This is a genomic window from Photobacterium toruni (assembly GCF_024529955.1).
Classification (GTDB): Bacteria; Pseudomonadota; Gammaproteobacteria; order Enterobacterales; family Vibrionaceae; genus Photobacterium; species Photobacterium toruni.
Genome location: NZ_AP024854.1, coordinates 2600020 through 2618104 on the forward strand (window position 1 = coordinate 2600020; position 18085 = coordinate 2618104).

16 protein-coding genes are annotated in these 18085 nt (G+C 41.0%); 7 read left to right on the top strand and 9 right to left on the bottom strand.

What is annotated here, in order from left to right; genetic code table 11:
- Positions 1 to 55: 55 nt before the first annotated feature.
- From glnE to OC457_RS12170, 3 genes are all read right to left on the bottom strand, one after another.
- Positions 56 to 2944: a bifunctional [glutamate--ammonia ligase]-adenylyl-L-tyrosine phosphorylase/[glutamate--ammonia-ligase] adenylyltransferase gene (gene glnE, locus OC457_RS12160; protein WP_080174911.1), complete on the bottom strand. Its 2889-nt coding sequence runs from the start codon at positions 2942 to 2944 to the stop codon at positions 56 to 58.
- A 111-nt stretch (positions 2945 to 3055) separates the two neighbouring features.
- A complete protein-coding gene (locus tag OC457_RS12165; protein ID WP_080174912.1) occupies positions 3056 to 4648 on the bottom strand; it encodes a methyl-accepting chemotaxis protein in 1593 nt (530 codons plus the stop codon).
- Positions 4649 to 4900: 252 nt separating this feature from the next.
- On the bottom strand, positions 4901 to 6415 hold the full coding sequence (locus tag OC457_RS12170; RefSeq protein WP_080174913.1) for a CYTH and CHAD domain-containing protein: 1515 nt from the start codon (positions 6413 to 6415) through the stop codon (positions 4901 to 4903).
- A gap of 185 nt (positions 6416 to 6600) precedes the next feature.
- On the opposite strand from OC457_RS12170, the gene OC457_RS12175 reads away from it, so the two are divergent.
- From OC457_RS12175 to OC457_RS12185, 3 genes are all read left to right on the top strand, one after another.
- The gene (locus tag OC457_RS12175; RefSeq protein ID WP_080174914.1) at positions 6601 to 7281 is read left to right on the top strand and encodes a TIGR00153 family protein; all 681 of its coding nucleotides are present in this window, start codon (positions 6601 to 6603) and stop codon (positions 7279 to 7281) included.
- A 31-nt stretch (positions 7282 to 7312) separates the two neighbouring features.
- Entirely contained in the window at positions 7313 to 8578 is a 1266-nt protein-coding gene (locus OC457_RS12180) for an inorganic phosphate transporter (protein ID WP_080174915.1), read from the top strand.
- 116 nt (positions 8579 to 8694) lie between these two features.
- On the top strand, positions 8695 to 9306 hold the full coding sequence (locus tag OC457_RS12185; RefSeq protein WP_080174916.1) for a TIGR04211 family SH3 domain-containing protein: 612 nt from the start codon (positions 8695 to 8697) through the stop codon (positions 9304 to 9306).
- Positions 9307 to 9398: 92 nt separating this feature from the next.
- On the opposite strand, the gene OC457_RS12190 is transcribed toward OC457_RS12185, so the two are convergent.
- The gene (locus OC457_RS12190; protein WP_080174917.1) at positions 9399 to 10352 is read right to left on the bottom strand and encodes a general secretion pathway protein GspB; all 954 of its coding nucleotides are present in this window, start codon (positions 10350 to 10352) and stop codon (positions 9399 to 9401) included.
- Positions 10352 to 11968, bottom strand: a complete 1617-nt coding sequence (locus tag OC457_RS12195; RefSeq protein ID WP_162841687.1) for an AAA family ATPase — start codon at positions 11966 to 11968, stop codon at positions 10352 to 10354. Before OC457_RS12195 ends, OC457_RS12190 begins: the two co-directional genes overlap by 1 nt.
- A 242-nt stretch (positions 11969 to 12210) precedes the next feature.
- Here OC457_RS12195 and OC457_RS12200 point away from each other — a divergent pair, with 242 nt between their 5' ends.
- Positions 12211 to 13440 (top strand): multifunctional CCA addition/repair protein, encoded by a 1230-nt coding sequence (locus OC457_RS12200; protein WP_080174918.1) that lies wholly within the window; start codon positions 12211 to 12213, stop codon positions 13438 to 13440.
- Between the two features lie 61 nt (positions 13441 to 13501).
- Here the strand turns inward: OC457_RS12200 and OC457_RS12205 are convergent, their stop codons facing one another.
- The 3 genes from OC457_RS12205 to folB are packed head-to-tail and all read right to left on the bottom strand — an operon-like array spanning position 13502 to position 15187.
- Positions 13502 to 14305, bottom strand: a complete 804-nt coding sequence (locus OC457_RS12205) for an undecaprenyl-diphosphate phosphatase (protein WP_080174919.1) — start codon at positions 14303 to 14305, stop codon at positions 13502 to 13504.
- Positions 14306 to 14360: 55 nt separating this feature from the next.
- Complete coding sequence (gene folK / locus OC457_RS12210; protein WP_080174920.1) at positions 14361 to 14834, bottom strand: 2-amino-4-hydroxy-6-hydroxymethyldihydropteridine diphosphokinase; 474 nt, start codon at positions 14832 to 14834, stop codon at positions 14361 to 14363.
- On the bottom strand, positions 14834 to 15187 hold the full coding sequence (folB, locus tag OC457_RS12215) for a dihydroneopterin aldolase (RefSeq protein ID WP_080174921.1): 354 nt from the start codon (positions 15185 to 15187) through the stop codon (positions 14834 to 14836). Before folB ends, folK begins: the two co-directional genes overlap by 1 nt.
- A gap of 251 nt (positions 15188 to 15438) precedes the next feature.
- Between folB and plsY the strand changes: the two genes are divergently transcribed.
- Positions 15439 to 16053 carry a glycerol-3-phosphate 1-O-acyltransferase PlsY gene (gene plsY / locus OC457_RS12220; protein WP_080174922.1) on the top strand — a complete coding sequence of 205 codons (615 nt, stop codon included), beginning with the start codon at positions 15439 to 15441 and terminating at the stop codon, positions 16051 to 16053.
- Between the two features lie 70 nt (positions 16054 to 16123).
- Here plsY and tsaD read toward each other — a convergent pair whose 3' ends face one another.
- A complete protein-coding gene (gene tsaD / locus OC457_RS12225) occupies positions 16124 to 17143 on the bottom strand; it encodes a tRNA (adenosine(37)-N6)-threonylcarbamoyltransferase complex transferase subunit TsaD (RefSeq protein WP_080174923.1) in 1020 nt (339 codons plus the stop codon).
- 249 nt (positions 17144 to 17392) lie between these two features.
- Here tsaD and rpsU point away from each other — a divergent pair, with 249 nt between their 5' ends.
- The gene (rpsU, locus tag OC457_RS12230; protein WP_005301411.1) at positions 17393 to 17608 is read left to right on the top strand and encodes a 30S ribosomal protein S21; all 216 of its coding nucleotides are present in this window, start codon (positions 17393 to 17395) and stop codon (positions 17606 to 17608) included.
- 31 nt (positions 17609 to 17639) lie between these two features.
- Positions 17640 to 18083, top strand: coding sequence for a GatB/YqeY domain-containing protein (locus OC457_RS12235; RefSeq protein WP_080174924.1), 444 nt, complete (start codon positions 17640 to 17642; stop codon positions 18081 to 18083).
- Positions 18084 to 18085 lie beyond the last annotated feature (2 nt).

The following is an 18085-nucleotide window of genomic DNA, read 5'->3' on the forward strand; positions in this document are numbered from 1 at the left end:
ATGGCAACGTTCGAATACTAGCATAAACTAAAATCAAGGGGCATCGAGATCACACCTAAACCTGAGAAGGTTCAAGCCACTGCTGCCATACCTGTTCTACTGTCTGTCTCATTTCAATAAATTGTTGCTGATCAACATAAGCGGGTAAGCCTAATAAGCTCAATCGATGAATGGCATTACGCATATCACAATAAGCTTGCTGTAATTTAGCAGCTGTCGTGTCATCGATAATGCCATAATTAGCCATCGACTCAAAAATACGTACATTATCAGACCAACGCGTTAAAGCTGGCTGCTGATGAGCATAAGCCAATACCAAATATTGCGCTAAAAATTCAATATCGGTAATGCCACCTTGGTCTTGTTTAAGGCCGAACATTCCTACTCTTTTCTTACCAAGATGCGCACGCATTTTATGGCGCATTGCTACCACATCATTGGCTAATTGCGCCGAATCACGTACTGCGGTTAACACCTGCTGACGAACATCGGTAAATGCGGCTTGTAATTGTGCATCGCCATACACCATTCGTGCGCGAACAAGAGCTTGATGTTCCCACGTCCATGCTTGCTGTTGCTGGTATTCACCAAAGGCACTAATTGTTGTTACTAACAACCCAGAGGCACCAGAAGGTCGCAAACGCATATCAACCTCATACAATACTCCCGACGCGGTTCTGGTTGAAAATAAATGAATGATCCGCTGTGCTAAACGTAAATAAAATTGCCGTCCATCAATTTCTTTGCTACCAGTGGTATAGACATTATCAGGGCAATCATGCACAAACACTAAATCAAGATCAGAGCCATACCCCAACTCCCAACCACCAACTTTGCCATAACCAATCACGGCAAAGCCTTTAGTTTCACGCTCTAATAAATGGCTTGGTTCACCATATTTAGCCGCAATTTGTAGCCATGCTTGATTAACCACCGCCGCAATAATTGCTTCTGCTAGATAAGTTAAGTGATCACTTACTTTCATTATAGGTAGTACACCAGCAATATCCGCCGCAGCAATCCGTAATAACTGAGTTTGCTTAAACTGGCGAATCGCCTCCATTTGTTGTTCCATATCTTCTTCAGGAATACGCGCTAAATATTCACGCAACTCATCTTGATAGCTGGTCAGTTTTGTTGGTTGATACAAATGCTGAGGATCAAGTAATTCATCAAGTAGCAATGGATATAACGCCAATTGTTCAGCCACCATCGGACTAGCAGCACATAACCGAATCAGTTGTTTAAGCGCAACAGGGTGTTCTGTTAATAGTTCAAGATAGGTAGTACGTGTCGCAATACGAATGATCAATTTCGTTAATCGCGGCAACAGTTGAACTGCATCCTCTCGCATTACTACCTGCGCCAAAATTTCAGGCATTAAAGTAGCCAATGCTTCACGTCCACGCGGGCCTAAAGTACGTTTCGATAATTCATGCTTAAAAGACGCTAAGTTCTGTGCTTGCAACGCTTGTTGTGGTGCATCAAGCTCAGCCAAAATAGTGAGTAATACATCTTCATTAGTCACCATTGCCCACATTTCATGGTATTGCGTCGCAACATCTTGTTGATTATCCTGCTCATCATGGCCAATGATATCATCAAAAATAGCGTGAATAGCTGCCATATGCTGTTCTGTTGTTGCCACCAGTGCAGTCCAATCTGGCGCCATCATGGCACAAGCTAATCGTGCTTGATCAAGGGGCTTATCTGGCAAAGTTTGGGTTTGCTTATCATCAATCGCTTGCAAAAGGTTTTCTAAACGTCGCAAATGACAATACCCTACCGTTAAAGTATCAACATCAGCAGACGGTAATAAAGCCAACGCTTTAATTGCAGCTAACGTCGGTAATAATCCTCGCCCACGTAAACTCGGTTCACGACCACCACGAATTAATTGAAAAGATTGCGCGATAAATTCAACCTCTCGAATACCGCCCGCCCCCAATTTAATATTATTAGTAAGACCACGACGTCGCACTTCGCTACCAATCATTGCTTTCATACGCCGCAATGATTGAATAGCACTAAAATCGATATAACGTCGAAACACAAATGGCCGTAGCATTTGGCGTAAGCCTTGATATTGCGTAAAACTTTCTTTACCCATAACCCGTGCTTTGATCATCGCATAACGTTCCCAATCACGACCTTGTTCTTGGTAATAATCTTCCAATGCAGCATAACTCATCACTAAGGGTCCACTGTCACCAAAAGGACGCAATCGCATATCTACGCGATAACAAAAGCCATCAAACGTGATTTGATCTAACGCTTTAATCAACCGTTGACCTAAGCGGGTAAAAAACTGCGCATTCGCTAGACTACGACGACCGCCGACCGTTTCTCCGTTTTCGGGGTAGGTAAAAATCAGATCGATATCTGACGAGAAATTAAGCTCGCCACCACCCAATTTCCCCATACCTAAAATCAGCATTGGTTGCGGCTCACCTTGGTCATTCATTGGTGTTCCCCACTCAGTGCAGCACTGTTGATAAAGCCAATGATACGCTTCCATGATCAAGGCTTCTGCTAACTGCGACAAGTTAGCGAGGCTGTGCTGTAAAGGTGCGCGATGACTAAAATCTCGCCATGCGATTAACGTCATATAACGACGTCTAAAATGACGTAAGTTGCGCATTAAACCTATTTCATCGGTTACTTGTGCAAGTTGTTGGTTTAATAACTGACGATAATCAATATCACCACAATGTTGATATTGGTCTGGTAGCCATGCTAATAGTGCTGAATCTTGTACTAAAGAAGCACTAATAAAATCACTTAACCCTAGCATGGTATGTAATTCTTGCTTGGCTTCACCTTGCCATAATGCCAATAGTTGTGGGTGCTTATTCGCTAATTTATCCCACGCTAAGTCTGCGGCAGCAACGACATCGCCATAATGATCAATGAGTGGATAAGGTTGTGATTTTTCGGTCGCCATGTGCTGTCCCTTGAACAAGTAACTCGATAAAGAACTCTAATTTAGCATATAAAAACGCCCATCAACGGATGGGCGTTATAATTTTATTTCATTCAATATGCAGCCTTTAATTTACACTTTAAATGTATCTATTTTCGTTTCTAAATCACTGGCTTGATGCTGCATTGCTATTGATGTTTGCGCAAGCTCAGTAACAACACCAACCGATCCATCAACCAATTCTCGTACATTTGTTAGGTTAATATTCATTTCATCAGCCACCGCACTTTGCTGTTCAGCAGCTGCTGCAATATGAAAATTCATATCATTGATACCCTGAATTTGATCAACAATTTTATTTAACTCACCACCAGCACTCGTGACGAGATCAACCCCTTCACCCGCTTCAAGTACACTGCGTTCCATTAAATTAACCGCTTGCTGAGCACTTTGCTGTAATTGAGCAATCATATCTTGAATTTCAACCGTTGCCGTCTGAGTGCGCTGTGCAAGGTTACGTACTTCATCAGCCACGACAGCAAACCCTCGTCCAGCATCTCCTGCTCGCGCAGCTTCTATCGCCGCATTGAGTGCCAATAAATTGGTTTGTTCAGAAATACTTTGAATCGTTACAATCACCGAGCTTATTTTATCGACACGTGTTTCAACTTGATTAACGGCTGCTGCCGATTGAGTAATATCATTAGATAGTTGATTAATCGTCACCATCGTACGACTCACAAATTGTTGTCCTGTTGCTGCTTGCTCTGCAGTATTTGAAGTCGCATTAGACGCATCACGCGCATGACCAGCAACGGTTTGGACTGTTGATGTCATCTCAGCCATAGCCGAAGCTAGTTGGTCAATTTCAGAAAATTCTTCTTGCGATGATTCTTTGGTTTGCTCCATCATTAATGACATCATTTCAGCTGATTGTGACAGCGTATTGGCAGCCTGTCGCTGAGCAATAAATACCGCTTTAAACTGACAACGACTTTGCTCAAGCTCACGGCTTAATTCACCAAATTCATCACGACACACCATTGCTATTGGCTGTGATAAATCATTATTAGCAAATGCCTGAATACTTTGTTTTAAACTTCCAATTTGACGTAACATAATCCTCGATGCGAGCAATAGCGCCACCACAAAAATCGCCACCATTAATGATGTTTGCCACACAATCTGCACTAAGTACTGTTGATAATAACCTGCAGCTAATGCATTTGATTGGTAACTAATAACAGCTAACTGTAATGCTGGAAGTTTAACTATATAGCCATAGCCATCATGATCTTGTCGCATAAATGCTTGATTATTTAGCATCGGATCATGCAAAAGTTGACTCAACGTTTGTCCGTTATTTAGCGGTACATTTAATTTAATCTCTTGATTTAGTTTAGATTCGTTGAGCATATTGTCATTTTTATAATCAATAACATACACTCCATGAACACTCATTGTCGCAGATAATTTGGAAGTAACTAAAGCTGAAGATTGAGTATCAGTTGCAATTAAGCTCGTAAGTATTTGAGCATTTGACTGCGCTAATAGATGAACGTTGTTTTGCTGAGTCGCAATAACAGATTGGTAAAATAACTCGGCATCCCATAACTGTTTGCCAATTAATAACAACGAACTAAACACCATCAGTAAAATAAGTTTAGGTCTTAATTTAAGATTTGTTAACCACTTTTCCCAAGGTTTAAACTCTAGCGTTGCCATTTATTATCTCCGTATCGCTAACGTTTATACCATTCACATTGATAGTGATGATCTTATTCGTAAGCCAGTAATGTCATCAATAAGCACCATTGCCCTATTCTCTTCATTGCTTATCGACATTAACGAATAAATATTTAGCCACCGCTCAAAAAGATACCTTAAAACATGATCTACACCACATATCATTGCCGTAAATACAACAACGCCCCGCATAAAGCGAGGCGTTGATATTAAAGACTAACTCATTACGTATTACGGCCAGTAAGGGGTTAGTTCAATACTGATCTGCCGAGTCTGGCTCATTGCATGTAACAATGATTCTTCTTGACGTTGTAACCACTTTTGAATTTGCGCTAAATCATCACCTTCAAACAAGGCTAATAACTGGCGGATAGGCTCTAGTCCGCGTAAATCTTCTAGACCTTGTAATAAATCTAACCACGGCATTCTAAAAGATGCACGACGATCTTCATCATACAAGCCAGCAAATGCAATTCCACTCATTAAATTACGTAATAAACGTGGTTTTTGATCAAGATAATCAATACGACTTAGTTGACGCTCAATAGGAAAAACATCAAGTAATTCAGACCATGAACGGGTCAACATATTATCTGCAAATGCTTTCACTGGCGCTGCTAGCTTAGTACGTGACTTATCATCAAGAAATGGCTGCCAACCTCGACTTAAGATCCAACGACTCAAATCAAGTAGTAATCCACAATAACGCGCTGAACGGATTAGTTGAATCATAGCATCACTGTCAGGAAGATCTTGATAACGCAGTTCTAACTGCTGTTGTAACTCTTTACGAACATTCAGCTTACGCAGAACATAAGCCTTATCGTCAATCAATTCTTGAATGCTATTAGCATCTTCTAACCAACTAAGCTCACCTTCCAGCCACTGTAATTCTTGACGTAATAACGCACTGGCACGACGAGGAATAATGCCACCAAAAGTCGCAAAAGTTTGACGTAATAGACTCAACGCTTGTGATATTTGTACCAATGCTTGTGGATCTTGACGTTCCACATAAATTTGCTCATGGTACAACCAGTGATCTAACGCATGTTCAAGCGTCTTAATAAATGTTGATTCAACTGAATCTTGAGCCGTTGCATTAACAAAAACTAATGGCTTGATTGGATCACCTTGATAATCCGCAGCAAGTCGGTAGCCACGAGCTGCCTTACTAAGATTACCTAATCGCATTCCACCATCAACACATAATTCACGCGCTAAAGTGAATAAAGCGTCGGTTTGACCCGATTTTAGTTCTAATTCTACTTCACAAATAGATGAGCGTTTATCATCAACACTCACTTCACCATAATCAAATGCTAATTCAATTTGACTACCATCTGCCATTGCGATTAACCATTGCTGGCGTGTAAAATCAGTACTAAATAATGGCTGAATTTGCTGCTGAACAGCCACAACATCAAAATCATGAGGCCAAGCATCTGCAGGGTGAAGCGCTAAACACGGTTCCGTACTATTGACTTCAACATTGTATTCAGGACGCTGGTGTAATCCAGCAACAACACGGCCTGCGGTTTTTAATGTCTGAACAAACACATCATCAAAACGACGAATACGCAGACCAATATCATGCTGACGCAATACTTGATCGGGAGTATCAAAGTAAATATTACCCAACTCTCGACAGCTTTGTTGCAGAATTTTAGCCGCAGAAATTTTCTCTACTAGCTGGGTTGAAAATTCTGGTAAGACAAAAAACTTCAGTTCTATCTCGGTTTCCATAGTTATACCTATAAACGGTGGCAAACCAAGGATATTTGCTTATTCACTCAAGGGCAAGTGAGAAATATCAATAAAACCTTGATCAAAACTGGTTCCACTATACTATTTAATACGTTAAAATGCGCGATTCAATGACCATCGCTCAAGATTTAGCCTTATTCGGGCGCTCTTTAGGTTGATCGGCTATGCCAGTAAATACAATTATGGGGCTCTTTGCAAAATCCCCAATCAAACCACTACAACGCCATGTTATTCGCGTAACTGAGTGTTGTGACCTGCTTATTCCATTCTTTGAAGCATGTAATGCTGGAGATTGGGAAAAGGCGGCTATTTTACGCGAACAGATATCGCAACTTGAAAAAGATGCGGATGTACTTAAGCGTGAGATCCGTCTGAAGCTTCCTCGTGGTCTTTTCATGCCAGTAGATCGTACTGATATGTTAGGACTGTTAACCCAGCAGGACAAACTTGCTAACCTCTCTAAAGATATCGCTGGTCGAGTCTTAGGTCGTAAGCTACAAATGCCTGCTATCATGTACCCAGACTTCGTGGCATATATTCAACGTTGCTTAGACGCGGCTGATCAAGCTCGTCGTGTAATCAATGAATTGGATGAATTACTCGAAACTGGTTTCAAAGGCAGAGAAGTGACGCTTGTCGCGGAAATGATTAATCAGCTAGATGTTATCGAAGATGATACCGATGCTATGCAGGTTATTTTACGTCAACAATTAATGTCCATCGAAGACCAACACAGCCCGGTGGATGTCATGTTCCTGTACAAAATTCTCGAGTGGGTAGGCGCAATTGCTGATCAAGCACAGCGGGTCGGCTCACGTTTAGAAATTATGCTCTCGCGTTCTTAATAACGAGAATTTAACAAAACAAGGTTTTACAATGGAAATCCTGGCTAACTACGGCACTCTATTAATTGGAGTGGCAGCTTTTTTTGGTCTTTTGATGGCGATTGGTATTGGTGCAAATGATGTTGCCAATGCCATGGGCACTTCAGTTGGTTCAAAAGCACTTACAGTAAAACAAGCGATCATCATTGCGATGATTTTTGAATTTGCAGGTGCTTATCTTGCAGGTGGTGAAGTTACCGATACTATTCGAAAGGGTGTTATCGAAACCTCTCTATATGCAGCCCACCCTGAAACCCTAGTTTTTGGCATGATGTCAGCGCTTCTTGCTGCTGGTACATGGCTACTTGTCGCCTCTTTTATGGGCTGGCCTGTTTCAACAACACACTCAATTATCGGTGCTATCATCGGTTTTGCTTGTGTGTCAGTTGGCACCAATGCAGTGGATTGGCATTCAATTCAAGGTATTGTGGGTAGCTGGTTAGTTACACCGTTTATTGCTGGTATATTTGCATATCTGATTTTTATCAGTGCTCAAAGATTAATCTTTGATACTGATAACCCGATGGCAAATGCAAAACGTTTCGTCCCTGTCTACATGTTTATCACAGCGATGGTCATTGCGTTGGTAACAATTAAGAAAGGTTTGAAACATATAGGTTTGCATCTGACAACGGGCGAAGCTTGGATTGCATCTCTTGTTATTTCATTTATCGTTATGGTAGTCGGTTACTTCTACATTCAGCGTAAATATGCTGATGACGATCTAGTAGATAGCAATGGTTATGCTGGCGTTGAAAGTGTATTTAGCGTATTGATGGTTGTTACTGCGTGTGCGATGGCATTTGCCCATGGTTCAAACGACGTAGCAAATGCAATTGGTCCACTATCAGCAGTTGTTTCAACTATTGAAAGTTCAGGTCAAATTGCAGCACAAAGCCAAATCGCATGGTGGATCCTTCCATTAGGCGGTATTGGTATCGTCATCGGTCTAGCTACTCTTGGTCATAAAGTAATGGCTACCGTAGGTACAGGCATCACAGAGTTAACACCGAGCCGTGGCTTTGCTGCTCAGTTAGCAACAGCATCGACTGTTGTACTAGCATCAGGTACTGGTTTACCAATCTCAACCACACAAACACTTGTAGGTGCGGTATTGGGTGTTGGTTTTGCTCGTGGCATTGCAGCTCTTAACTTAGGTGTTGTTCGCAACATTGTTGCTTCGTGGATTGTAACATTGCCAGCAGGTGCATTACTTGCTGTCATTTTCTTCTACATTATACAAGCACTTTTTAGTTAAATAGTGGCTGAATTTAAAGAGAGAGGCCTTTCCCTCTCTCTTTTTCTTGCTCCCTTCTAGCAAACCCCTTACTATCGTCGTTCTCTAACTATTTCAAGTTCATCAAGGATTCGATAGTGAAGTACCTCATAAGCTTTTTTTTGTTCTGTTTTACACTAATTAGTCCATTTGCTAATGCCGCACAAACCCATTATATTTCTGATAACTTATTTACTTATCTATTAAAAGGTCCCGGTAGCCAATACCGCATTGTAGGTAGCGTTAATGCAGGCTCTCCCGTCACATTATTAGAAACAGATAAAGGTTATAGCCGTGTAACTGATGCTCGTGGTCGTACTGGCTGGGTTGAATCTAAATTCATATCAAAAGATGTCGCACTGCAAGAACGTCTACCCGTACTTGAAACGGAATTAGCCACTCTAAAGACTAAACTAGCAGAAGCACTATCAACTAATGACAATAAACACAGTGAATTAAATAACGCCCTAGCTCAACGTAATAGCCAAATTAATAAACTAGAAACACATAATGCTCAATTACAAAATGCGTTGACCACAGCTCAAGATGAAGTACATAGCTTACGCGCCAAAATTGATACTCAAAAAGATGATTTATTAATGAAATGGTTTACTTACGGTGGCGTAGTTGCAGGAATTGGTTTGTTATTAGGATTAATACTACCGCACATCACACCACGTCGCCGCAAGCGTACTAATGGCTGGGCATAATCCCTCATTCTAATAACATCTATTGAAATTTCCCCTATATAATAAAAAGGCAGCTAATATATTAGCTGCCTTTTTAATTTTTATTGGCAATATTACCATTCAGATAATGCTGGCATACTGATTTCATAACCATCAAAGGTCAAAACCACATCTCGTGATTCAATCTTAACGAGCTTAACCCCAGGTGCGATTATGTCACCTTGATGACGTTCGTGACCATTCACTTTCACCCAACGTTTAGTCGGTGAAGAAGAGTAAATATGCTGGTTAAAATTCATTTTAGGCAACTTACGTTGTACCGTTGTAGGCAATAATCCTATAGGAATAACGCTATTTTTAGGTTTCTGAGTTACTGTTGGATAATGATCGCTAGTATTACGATCAGCCCCACTACGATCAACATCACTGTCTTGATATTGTTCACCATCAGTTGCCACAATGGCTGATTTAAGTTTTGCAGCAAGATCGGGGGATAAATCAGATAAATCGAGATCCTCTAACTTATAAGGATCATGGGATGTTGCTGTAACTTTAGCCACATGCTGAATCTGCTGATCATCACTGGGGCCAAGATCTCGGTCTTGTTCACGTAATTCAATATTATGAGTATCAATATCTGAAGATGATTGATATGCAGGAGAAGCCACATATAGACCATCACTAATGGGTAATGGCTCTGTCACAATATCAGGATATGCCATGAAAATCACATCCGCATTTGTCGCTGTAGATTCTCTCTCTAACGCTTGCAGCTTGGGTGCTTGTAACACTGACGGTGGCAACGTTGCTGTTACTGCTGATGGTTGATAGTTAGCTGTTATCGTTACCACGTCGGCATGCTGGTGATAAACCTTATATGCAACAATCAAAGCTGCCGGTAACAAGGCAATAACAATTGGCATTACCCATTTTACTCGAGATTGCTGCGCTTTAACTGCCTGCATCGGATGCACAATTTTTACCGCCTCACGGTGGATATTAGCTGTATTTAACTGGGCTGTATTATTTTTATCTGATTGTTTTAATGCAGTTAATAATTGAGACATTAGACTTGCTCCGGTTGTAACGTAGGCCCAGGAAGATTAAGCGCAGAATCAAGGATCATCAGTGTCATTGGCCCAGCAATACCATCAGCAGTAATATCTTGCGCCCGCTGAAAACGACGTAATTTATCTAATACTGTTTGATCAAAATACCTCACCTGAGGGCCATTATCACCTAAGAATGTATTTAATTGCTGATTTAACCATGCGACTCGCGCACCACTTTGGCCAAACCGAATCGTGGTTTTATCTCCAAGTGGTGGACGCCATAGCAGGCTAAAGTGACCATTCCAACGAGCTTCAAACCATGTTGGCGTCACTGAAATACGCTGATGATCTAATAGCAATTGAATACGATCATCAGTAATGGCATACACAACCGCATAAAAGGGCTGCTGTTGACCATCTTTGAGGGTCACGATCACTGGACGATTAATTAACCCTAACCGCGTTAATGTTGTTGAACCAGAAAAACATGTTAATGCAATTCGCGAGCTAGTCGCACACGTAGCTTGGTTTAATGCCGTATCAAAACCCCATAATTGATACAGACTTTGCATCGCATTACGTTGATTACGGCTATCATTAATAGCTGCTACCAATCGAGTTTCAGTACTAACTGCTACCGTTTTTAACGGTGCCGTATCGGTTGTTATCACTTGCGAAGAAGGCGTGGCAGCCAAAGGTGGTGTCGAAATAGTAGTTTGAGGCCAATATTGCCATGCAGTCGTTGCCATCACACCACACAGTGCTGCTGCAATTGTCCATGGTAACCATGCTAATCGTGATCGTGACGAAGCCACTGACGGCACTTGCCAACTCAATATATCTTCACAGGCTTGAACGGCCATCGCTCTGGTCACACTGTGACCCCCAGCCTGACAGGCTAACTGCATCGATTTATCACATACCAAATTAATTAATCGTGGCACACCTTGAGTTTGTTTCGCAATATAACTAACAATACTGGCATTAAATACTGGATATAAACAATCCACCGCATTAAGCCGATAATGAATATATTCACCAACTTCGGTTTCAGTCAATGGCAGCAAATGGTAACGCGAAGTGATCCGTTGCGCCAATTGACGTAAACGCTCTTGTTGTAATAACTGCTGCAATTCAGGTTGACCAATTAAGACAACTTTTAATAACTTACGACTATCGGTTTCTAAATTGGTCAATAATCGTAATTGCTCCAATACATCAGGCATTAGGTGTTGTGCTTCATCGACTAATAATAGTGTTTGTCGACCTGCAGCATGGTTAGCAATAAGATGCTGATAAATAGTATCAGTTAATTGCTTAAAGCTGGCTTCATCACGATAACTTAAGCCTAGTTCATCACAAATAGTGGCCAATAGATCATGCGATGATAATGCCGGATTGAGGATCACAGCGACTTGTGCTTGTTGCGGTAATCGTGAAATCATTGCCCGCAATACTGTTGTTTTTCCGGTTCCAACTTCACCGGTTAATAAGCCAAAGCCCCCCCCATCAGTTAATCCTGACAACATATGTGTTAACGCTTCTCGATGACGATCACTGAGGTAGAGAAAACGGGCACTTGGCACAATTGAAAATGGTGCTTCGTTTATGCCAAAAAAATCTTGGTACATATCTATACTCTAATACTTAAATTGTTTAGGGATAAATTATCGATAACATCACCAACAATATAAAAACCATTTAATAGTGACAAACTCTCATTATTGTTTGATATTTGCTATCATGATGACTAAATAAATCAGTGTATATTGGTTCAAAAAATAATACCGATTAACATTATCATGCTGTGATAATGGTGACTTTTCATTGTGTTCTACAACTATTAGCCCCCCGTGGTATTAAGGAGTCTTCATTGCAAACCTATCTTGTTGGTGGTGCTGTTCGCGACACTTTATTAGGCTTGCCTATAACAGATAAAGACTGGGTTGTTGTTGGCACCACGCCAACCACCATGCTTGATTTAGGTTATGAACAAATAGGCAGTGATTTTCCAGTTTTTCTTCATCCTCGAACCAAACAAGAATATGCCCTTGCCCGTACCGAACGTAAATCAGGCCATGGTTACACTGGTTTTACATGTTATGCCGCAGCGGATGTTACTCTTGAACAAGATCTATTACGACGTGATTTAACCATCAATGCGATTGCCCAAGATAAACAGGGACAACTTATCGACCCTTACAATGGCCAATATGATCTTGATCATAAGATCTTACGTCATGTTTCACCGGCATTTAGTGAAGATCCATTACGGGTATTACGAGTAGCACGTTTTGCAGCCCGTTTTGCTCACTTAGGTTTTACTATTGCCGCAGAAACGATGGCATTAATGCAAGACATTGTGATCAGTGGCGAATTAGCTAAATTAACCCCTGAAAGAGTATGGCTTGAGTGGCACAAATCACTATCAAGTAATGATCCACAAGTGTTCTTAACGGTATTACGTCAATGTGGTGCCTTAGCTGTAGTTATGCCTGAAATCGATGCTTTATTTGGCGTACCACAACCACCAGAATGGCACCCTGAAATAGATTGTGGAATCCATACTCTATTGGTTGCCAAACAAGCAGCACGACTAAGCGACAGTACTATTATTCGTTTTGCAGCCCAAGTCCATGATCTTGGGAAAGCATTATCACCTAAAGATGATTTACCCCACCATAAGACCCATTGTCGTGATGGTATAAAACCAATTAAGCAGTTGTGTCAACGTATCAAAGTACCTAATGATTATTTTGATTTAGCTTTGGTCGTTTGTGCTCAACATACCAAAATTCACCATGCTCAAGAAATGCGAGCCAGCACCTTTATTTCCATTTTTGATCAAATAGATGCATGGAGAAAACCTCAGCGTGTTGAACAACTCGCCATCTGTTGTCGTGCTGATGCTCGTGGCCGTCAAGGTTTAGAAACAACAGCATATCCACAAGCTGACATCACAACCACTGTTTTTGACATTGCTCAAGCGGTACCTGTTGCCCCAATTATTGCTGCTGGGTTCACCGGTGCGGCAATAAAACAACAATTAGCGCAAGCCCGTACCCTCGCAGTAAATGAATACTTACAACGTACCCGTACCTAATTTACTGCCATAAAAAAGCCGACATTATGTCGGCTTTTTTGTAACACGTTTATGCTAAAAATTATTTAGACAATAAAAATAGGAATAAACCAGCACCTAAAATTAAACGGTAGATAACAAACGGCATCATACCTAAGCGAGTCACTAATTTTAAGAATACATGAATACATGCATACGCACTGACAAACGAAACTGCAATACCGATACTTAGATTACTGATATCAATCGGCTCAGTGCCTGTTACCAATTTAAGGCCTAAATATCCACCAGCAAGTAGAATAATAGGAATCGACATTAAAAATGAGAATCGTGCTGCCGCTTCACGTGTAAAGCCAAGGTATAGAGCAGCAGTCATTGTTGCACCAGAGCGAGATGTACCAGGAATAATAGCTGCCGCTTGAGCTAAACCAATTAAGACCGCACTTTTCCATGTGGTTTGATATTCATTGTCAGTCTGCTTAGCATGTTTATCAACCCACCATAGCAGTAAGCCAAAAATAATAGTTGTACAAGCTATAACCCACGCAGAACGCAAATACATCTCAATAAAGTCTTTCATCAACAAGCCAAATATACAGGCTGGAATCGTTGATATTACGATCATCCATGCCAATTTCGATTCGGCATTATGTTGACGCTTAAAAATTGAAGCTAACCATGCGCTAAGTAGCGTAACAACTTCTTTACGGAAATAAATCATTACAGCTAATAATGTGCCGACATGCACTGCAACATCAAATGCCAATCCCTGATCTTGCCACCCCAAAATTTCTGACGGTAAAATAAGATGGGCAGAACTTGATACAGGTAAAAATTCTGTTAATCCCTGTAATAGGGCAAGCATAATCGCTTCAAAGTGACTCATTCATTATCCTTAATTTATATATTATTTATTACGATACGCAATAATTTACTCAGCATTACTCAACAGGCCATAACTGCTGTTGAGGTGAAAAATGTTGCCATAACTCAGCAATCGTCTGCTGTTGTCCTGGAATAATTAATTCAGGACATAACTCGCTCATCGGCCATAGTACAAAAGCAAATTTATACAAATCAGACCGCGGTATGGTAGGTGAGCACTCACAAATAACGTCACCATACAATAAAATATCAAGATCAATAGTACGACTTTGATTTTTTTGGGTATTTTCAGGGCGGCCAAGTTGGCGTTCAATATCTTTTAATGACTGCTGCAGCATAATCAAAGACAGTGACGTTTTTATTTCAATGACACTATTAAAAAAATTATCGCCATTAAAACCAACAGGTTCAGCTTCAAATACACGCGACATTCGCCACGAACTCGCCAATTGAGTAACCGCTTTTACACCTGCAGGTAAGTAATGTTCGCGATCAATATTGCTGCCAATGCTGATATAAGCGGTGATCACTACTTAATACCTCGCTCAATTTGAACCCCAACCCCACGAGCATTAGCAATAGCACTAGGCTTAGTAACGCGTACTTTTACCCACGGCACTGAAAAACGGGTCATAATCAAACTGGCAATATCTTCCGCAACCCGTTCAACTAACAAAAAACGTCCTTGAGTAATATGCTCTGTAACTGCAGTACAGACCATGGAGTAATCTAACGCTAAATTAACATCATCAGCCATAGCAGCAGGACAATTATCGTGAGCCATCTCTAAATCTAATACCAATTTCTGTTTAATTTGTTGCTCCCAGTCATACACTCCAATAGTGGCGATAACTTCGAGTTGTTCTATAAATACTGTGTCCATATTTAATCGCTAATTTTGTTAGAGGTCGGATACCTAATACACACAAAAACGCGTATTATCAGGCTATATTAGTTAGCATTGATAAATGCTAATCGGTCAATAACACACTTAATATTGACCATGATCGTGACTATATCACAGCCATAAACACGCTGATATTTATCAGTACCAATATTGATAAAGATAAGATCTAGCTAACATTTAGTAATAATAAATAGCAGGGCTTATCTTTCAAATAATCGGAATATTGCATGACACCATTAGCGTTATTGATGATCATTGCGGCCTATCTATTAGGATCTATTTCCAGTGCAGTATTAATTTCAAAACTGTACCATTTTCCCGATCCTCGCACTCACGGGTCATTTAATCCCGGTGCAACCAATGTACTTCGTCTTGGGGGAAAAACTGCCGCAATATTAGTTTTAGTTGCCGATATATTAAAAGGTATGCTTCCAGTTTGGTTAAGCTATTTTTTAGGCTTAAACCCGTTCTTATTAGGCATCATCGGTATCGCTGCCTGTTTAGGTCATATCTACCCAATTTTCTTCCATTTTCAAGGAGGGAAAGGGGTCGCAACAGCACTGGGTGCATTAGCCCCGATAGGCTGGGATCTTAGTAGTAGTTTAATTATTATTTGGATATTAGCATTAACACTAACAGGATACTCATCATTAGCATCATTAGTTACCGCCCTTGTTGCGCCATTAATGACCTGGATGGTAAAACCTGAATATACCATGCCCGTCGCCATGCTTTCTTGCTTAATTATCTTTCGCCATCAAGACAACATTCGCCGTTTACTTGATGGTAACGAAACTAAAATATGGCAAAAGTTTTGCCGTAAAAGTCACGAAAAACAATAAAAACACGCGATAAAACACAAAAAAAGCGAGAAATAAATTCTCGCTTATCATTTAGGTTAATATCTCTTTTTTACGACTTAACTGGCTTCAATTGATCAATAGGCCAACGCGGATAAACCTTAACCCCAAGATCCATCATTTCATTATTTTTCAAACGTTGCATACCCGCATAGGCAATCATCGCACCATTATCGGTACAAAATTCAGTACGCGGATAAAATACTTGACCGCGCATACCTTTCATCATGGTTTCAAGTTGTTGACGTAACGATTTATTGGCACTTACACCACCAGCAATCACTAAACTTTTATAGCCTGTTTGCTTAAGTGCGCGCTTACATTTAATCGCTAAAGTATCCACTACTGCATCTTGAAATGCATAAGCAATATCTGCACGAGTTTGTGGATCATCATCATTGCCACGAATCGTATTTGCTGCAAATGTTTTTAAACCCGAAAAACTGAAATCAAGCCCTGGACGGTCCGTCATTGGACGCGGGAACTTAAATCGTCCCGGAGTACCTTGTTCGGCCATTTTCGACAGTCGTGGGCCGCCTGGGTAATCTAAGCCCATCATTTTAGCCGTTTTATCAAATGCTTCACCCGCCGCATCATCAACTGACTCACCAAGGATCTGATAATCACCAATTCCACGCACATCCACCATCATGGTGTGTCCGCCGGAAACCAGTAACGCCACAAAAGGAAATTCTGGTGGATTATCTTCCAACATTGGCGCTAACAAATGACCTTCCATGTGGTGTACAGCAACCGCAGGTAAATCCCATGCATAGGCTAAACTACGACCGATAGTCGCGCCGACTAAAAGTGCACCAACAAGACCAGGACCTGCGGTATACGCAACGCCATCAAGATCATCAGGGGTTAAACCTGCTGCCGCTAATGTCGCAGTGATTAAGGGAATGGTTTTTTTTACATGATCACGTGACGCTAACTCAGGCACCACACCACCGTAATCGGCATGTAACTTTACTTGACTGTAAAGTTCATGTGCCAATAAACCTTTTTCATCATCAAAAATTGCGATACCTGTTTCATCACAGGAGGTCTCAATGCCCAATATACGCATAACAGCCTCTATACTATTCGGGGACCTAATCAAAAAAATCAGTCTAGTTTCAATAACAACCGATAATTCATACAGGTTTATAAGGGGGTAATTGAGTGCCATGTTACCGCTGTTAACACAAATTAACCAGTTCATAGGCGTAGAATGCTTTACAAATACCCCCAAATCAGATTAGAATTTCGCACCATTTTAATCATCTGACACTTTGAACGTCAGTATTAAACCGAATCACTCTGAGGTGAGTATTACATGCCAGTAATCAAAGTACGTGAAAACGAACCGTTTGACGTAGCACTACGTCGTTTCAAGCGCTCTTGCGAAAAAGCAGGTATCCTTTCTGAAGTTCGTCGTCGTGAGCACTTCGAAAAGCCAACAACTGTACGTAAGCGTGCTAAAGCAGCGGCAGTTAAGCGTCACCTGAAGAAATTGGCTCGCGAAAACGCGCGTCGCGTTCGTCTGTACTAATCGTTAGATTATTAAACAGAAGGATCGCGTAATGACTCTTATTGAACGCCTAAAAAGCGAACAAATAGCGGCGATGAAGGCGAAAAATAAACCTCGTCTTGGTGCCATCCGTTTAGTTCTTGCTGCAATTAAACAACGCGAAGTTGACGAAAAGATCACTCTTTCCAACGACGACGTGTTAGTAGTATTAACAAAAATGGTGAAGCAACGTCGTGACTCTGTAGCCCAGTATGAAGCTGCAGGCCGTCAAGATCTTGCTGATATTGAACATGCTGAAATCAGTGTCTTAGCAGAATTTATGCCTCAACCATTAAGTGAAGATGAAATCTCTGCTTTGATGGATGAAGCTATTGCTGCAACAGGTGCTGCTAGCATGCAAGATATGGGCAAGGTCATGGGCGTACTGAAACCGCAAATTCAGGGTCGTGCCGATATGGGGATTGTTAGCAAGCTGGTGAAAATCAAGCTAGGCTAATC

Bases quoted from the DNA above. Each gene is read 5' to 3' on its own strand.
- glnE (WP_080174911.1), bottom strand. From the start codon at position 2,944: ATGGCGACCGAAAAATCACAACCTTATCCACTCATTGATCATTATGGC.
- OC457_RS12165 (WP_080174912.1), bottom strand. From the start codon at position 4,648: ATGGCAACGCTAGAGTTTAAACCTTGGGAAAAGTGGTTAACAAATCTT.
- OC457_RS12170 (WP_080174913.1), bottom strand. From the start codon at position 6,415: ATGGAAACCGAGATAGAACTGAAGTTTTTTGTCTTACCAGAATTTTCA.
- OC457_RS12175 (WP_080174914.1), top strand. From the start codon at position 6,601: ATGCCAGTAAATACAATTATGGGGCTCTTTGCAAAATCCCCAATCAAA.
- OC457_RS12180 (WP_080174915.1), top strand. From the start codon at position 7,313: ATGGAAATCCTGGCTAACTACGGCACTCTATTAATTGGAGTGGCAGCT.
- OC457_RS12190 (WP_080174917.1), bottom strand. From the start codon at position 10,352: ATGTCTCAATTATTAACTGCATTAAAACAATCAGATAAAAATAATACA.
- OC457_RS12195 (WP_162841687.1), bottom strand. From the start codon at position 11,968: ATGTACCAAGATTTTTTTGGCATAAACGAAGCACCATTTTCAATTGTG.
- OC457_RS12205 (WP_080174919.1), bottom strand. From the start codon at position 14,305: ATGAGTCACTTTGAAGCGATTATGCTTGCCCTATTACAGGGATTAACA.
- folB (WP_080174921.1), bottom strand. From the start codon at position 15,187: ATGGACACAGTATTTATAGAACAACTCGAAGTTATCGCCACTATTGGA.
- plsY (WP_080174922.1), top strand. From the start codon at position 15,439: ATGACACCATTAGCGTTATTGATGATCATTGCGGCCTATCTATTAGGA.
- tsaD (WP_080174923.1), bottom strand. From the start codon at position 17,143: ATGCGTATATTGGGCATTGAGACCTCCTGTGATGAAACAGGTATCGCA.
- rpsU (WP_005301411.1), top strand. From the start codon at position 17,393: ATGCCAGTAATCAAAGTACGTGAAAACGAACCGTTTGACGTAGCACTA.
- OC457_RS12235 (WP_080174924.1), top strand. From the start codon at position 17,640: ATGACTCTTATTGAACGCCTAAAAAGCGAACAAATAGCGGCGATGAAG.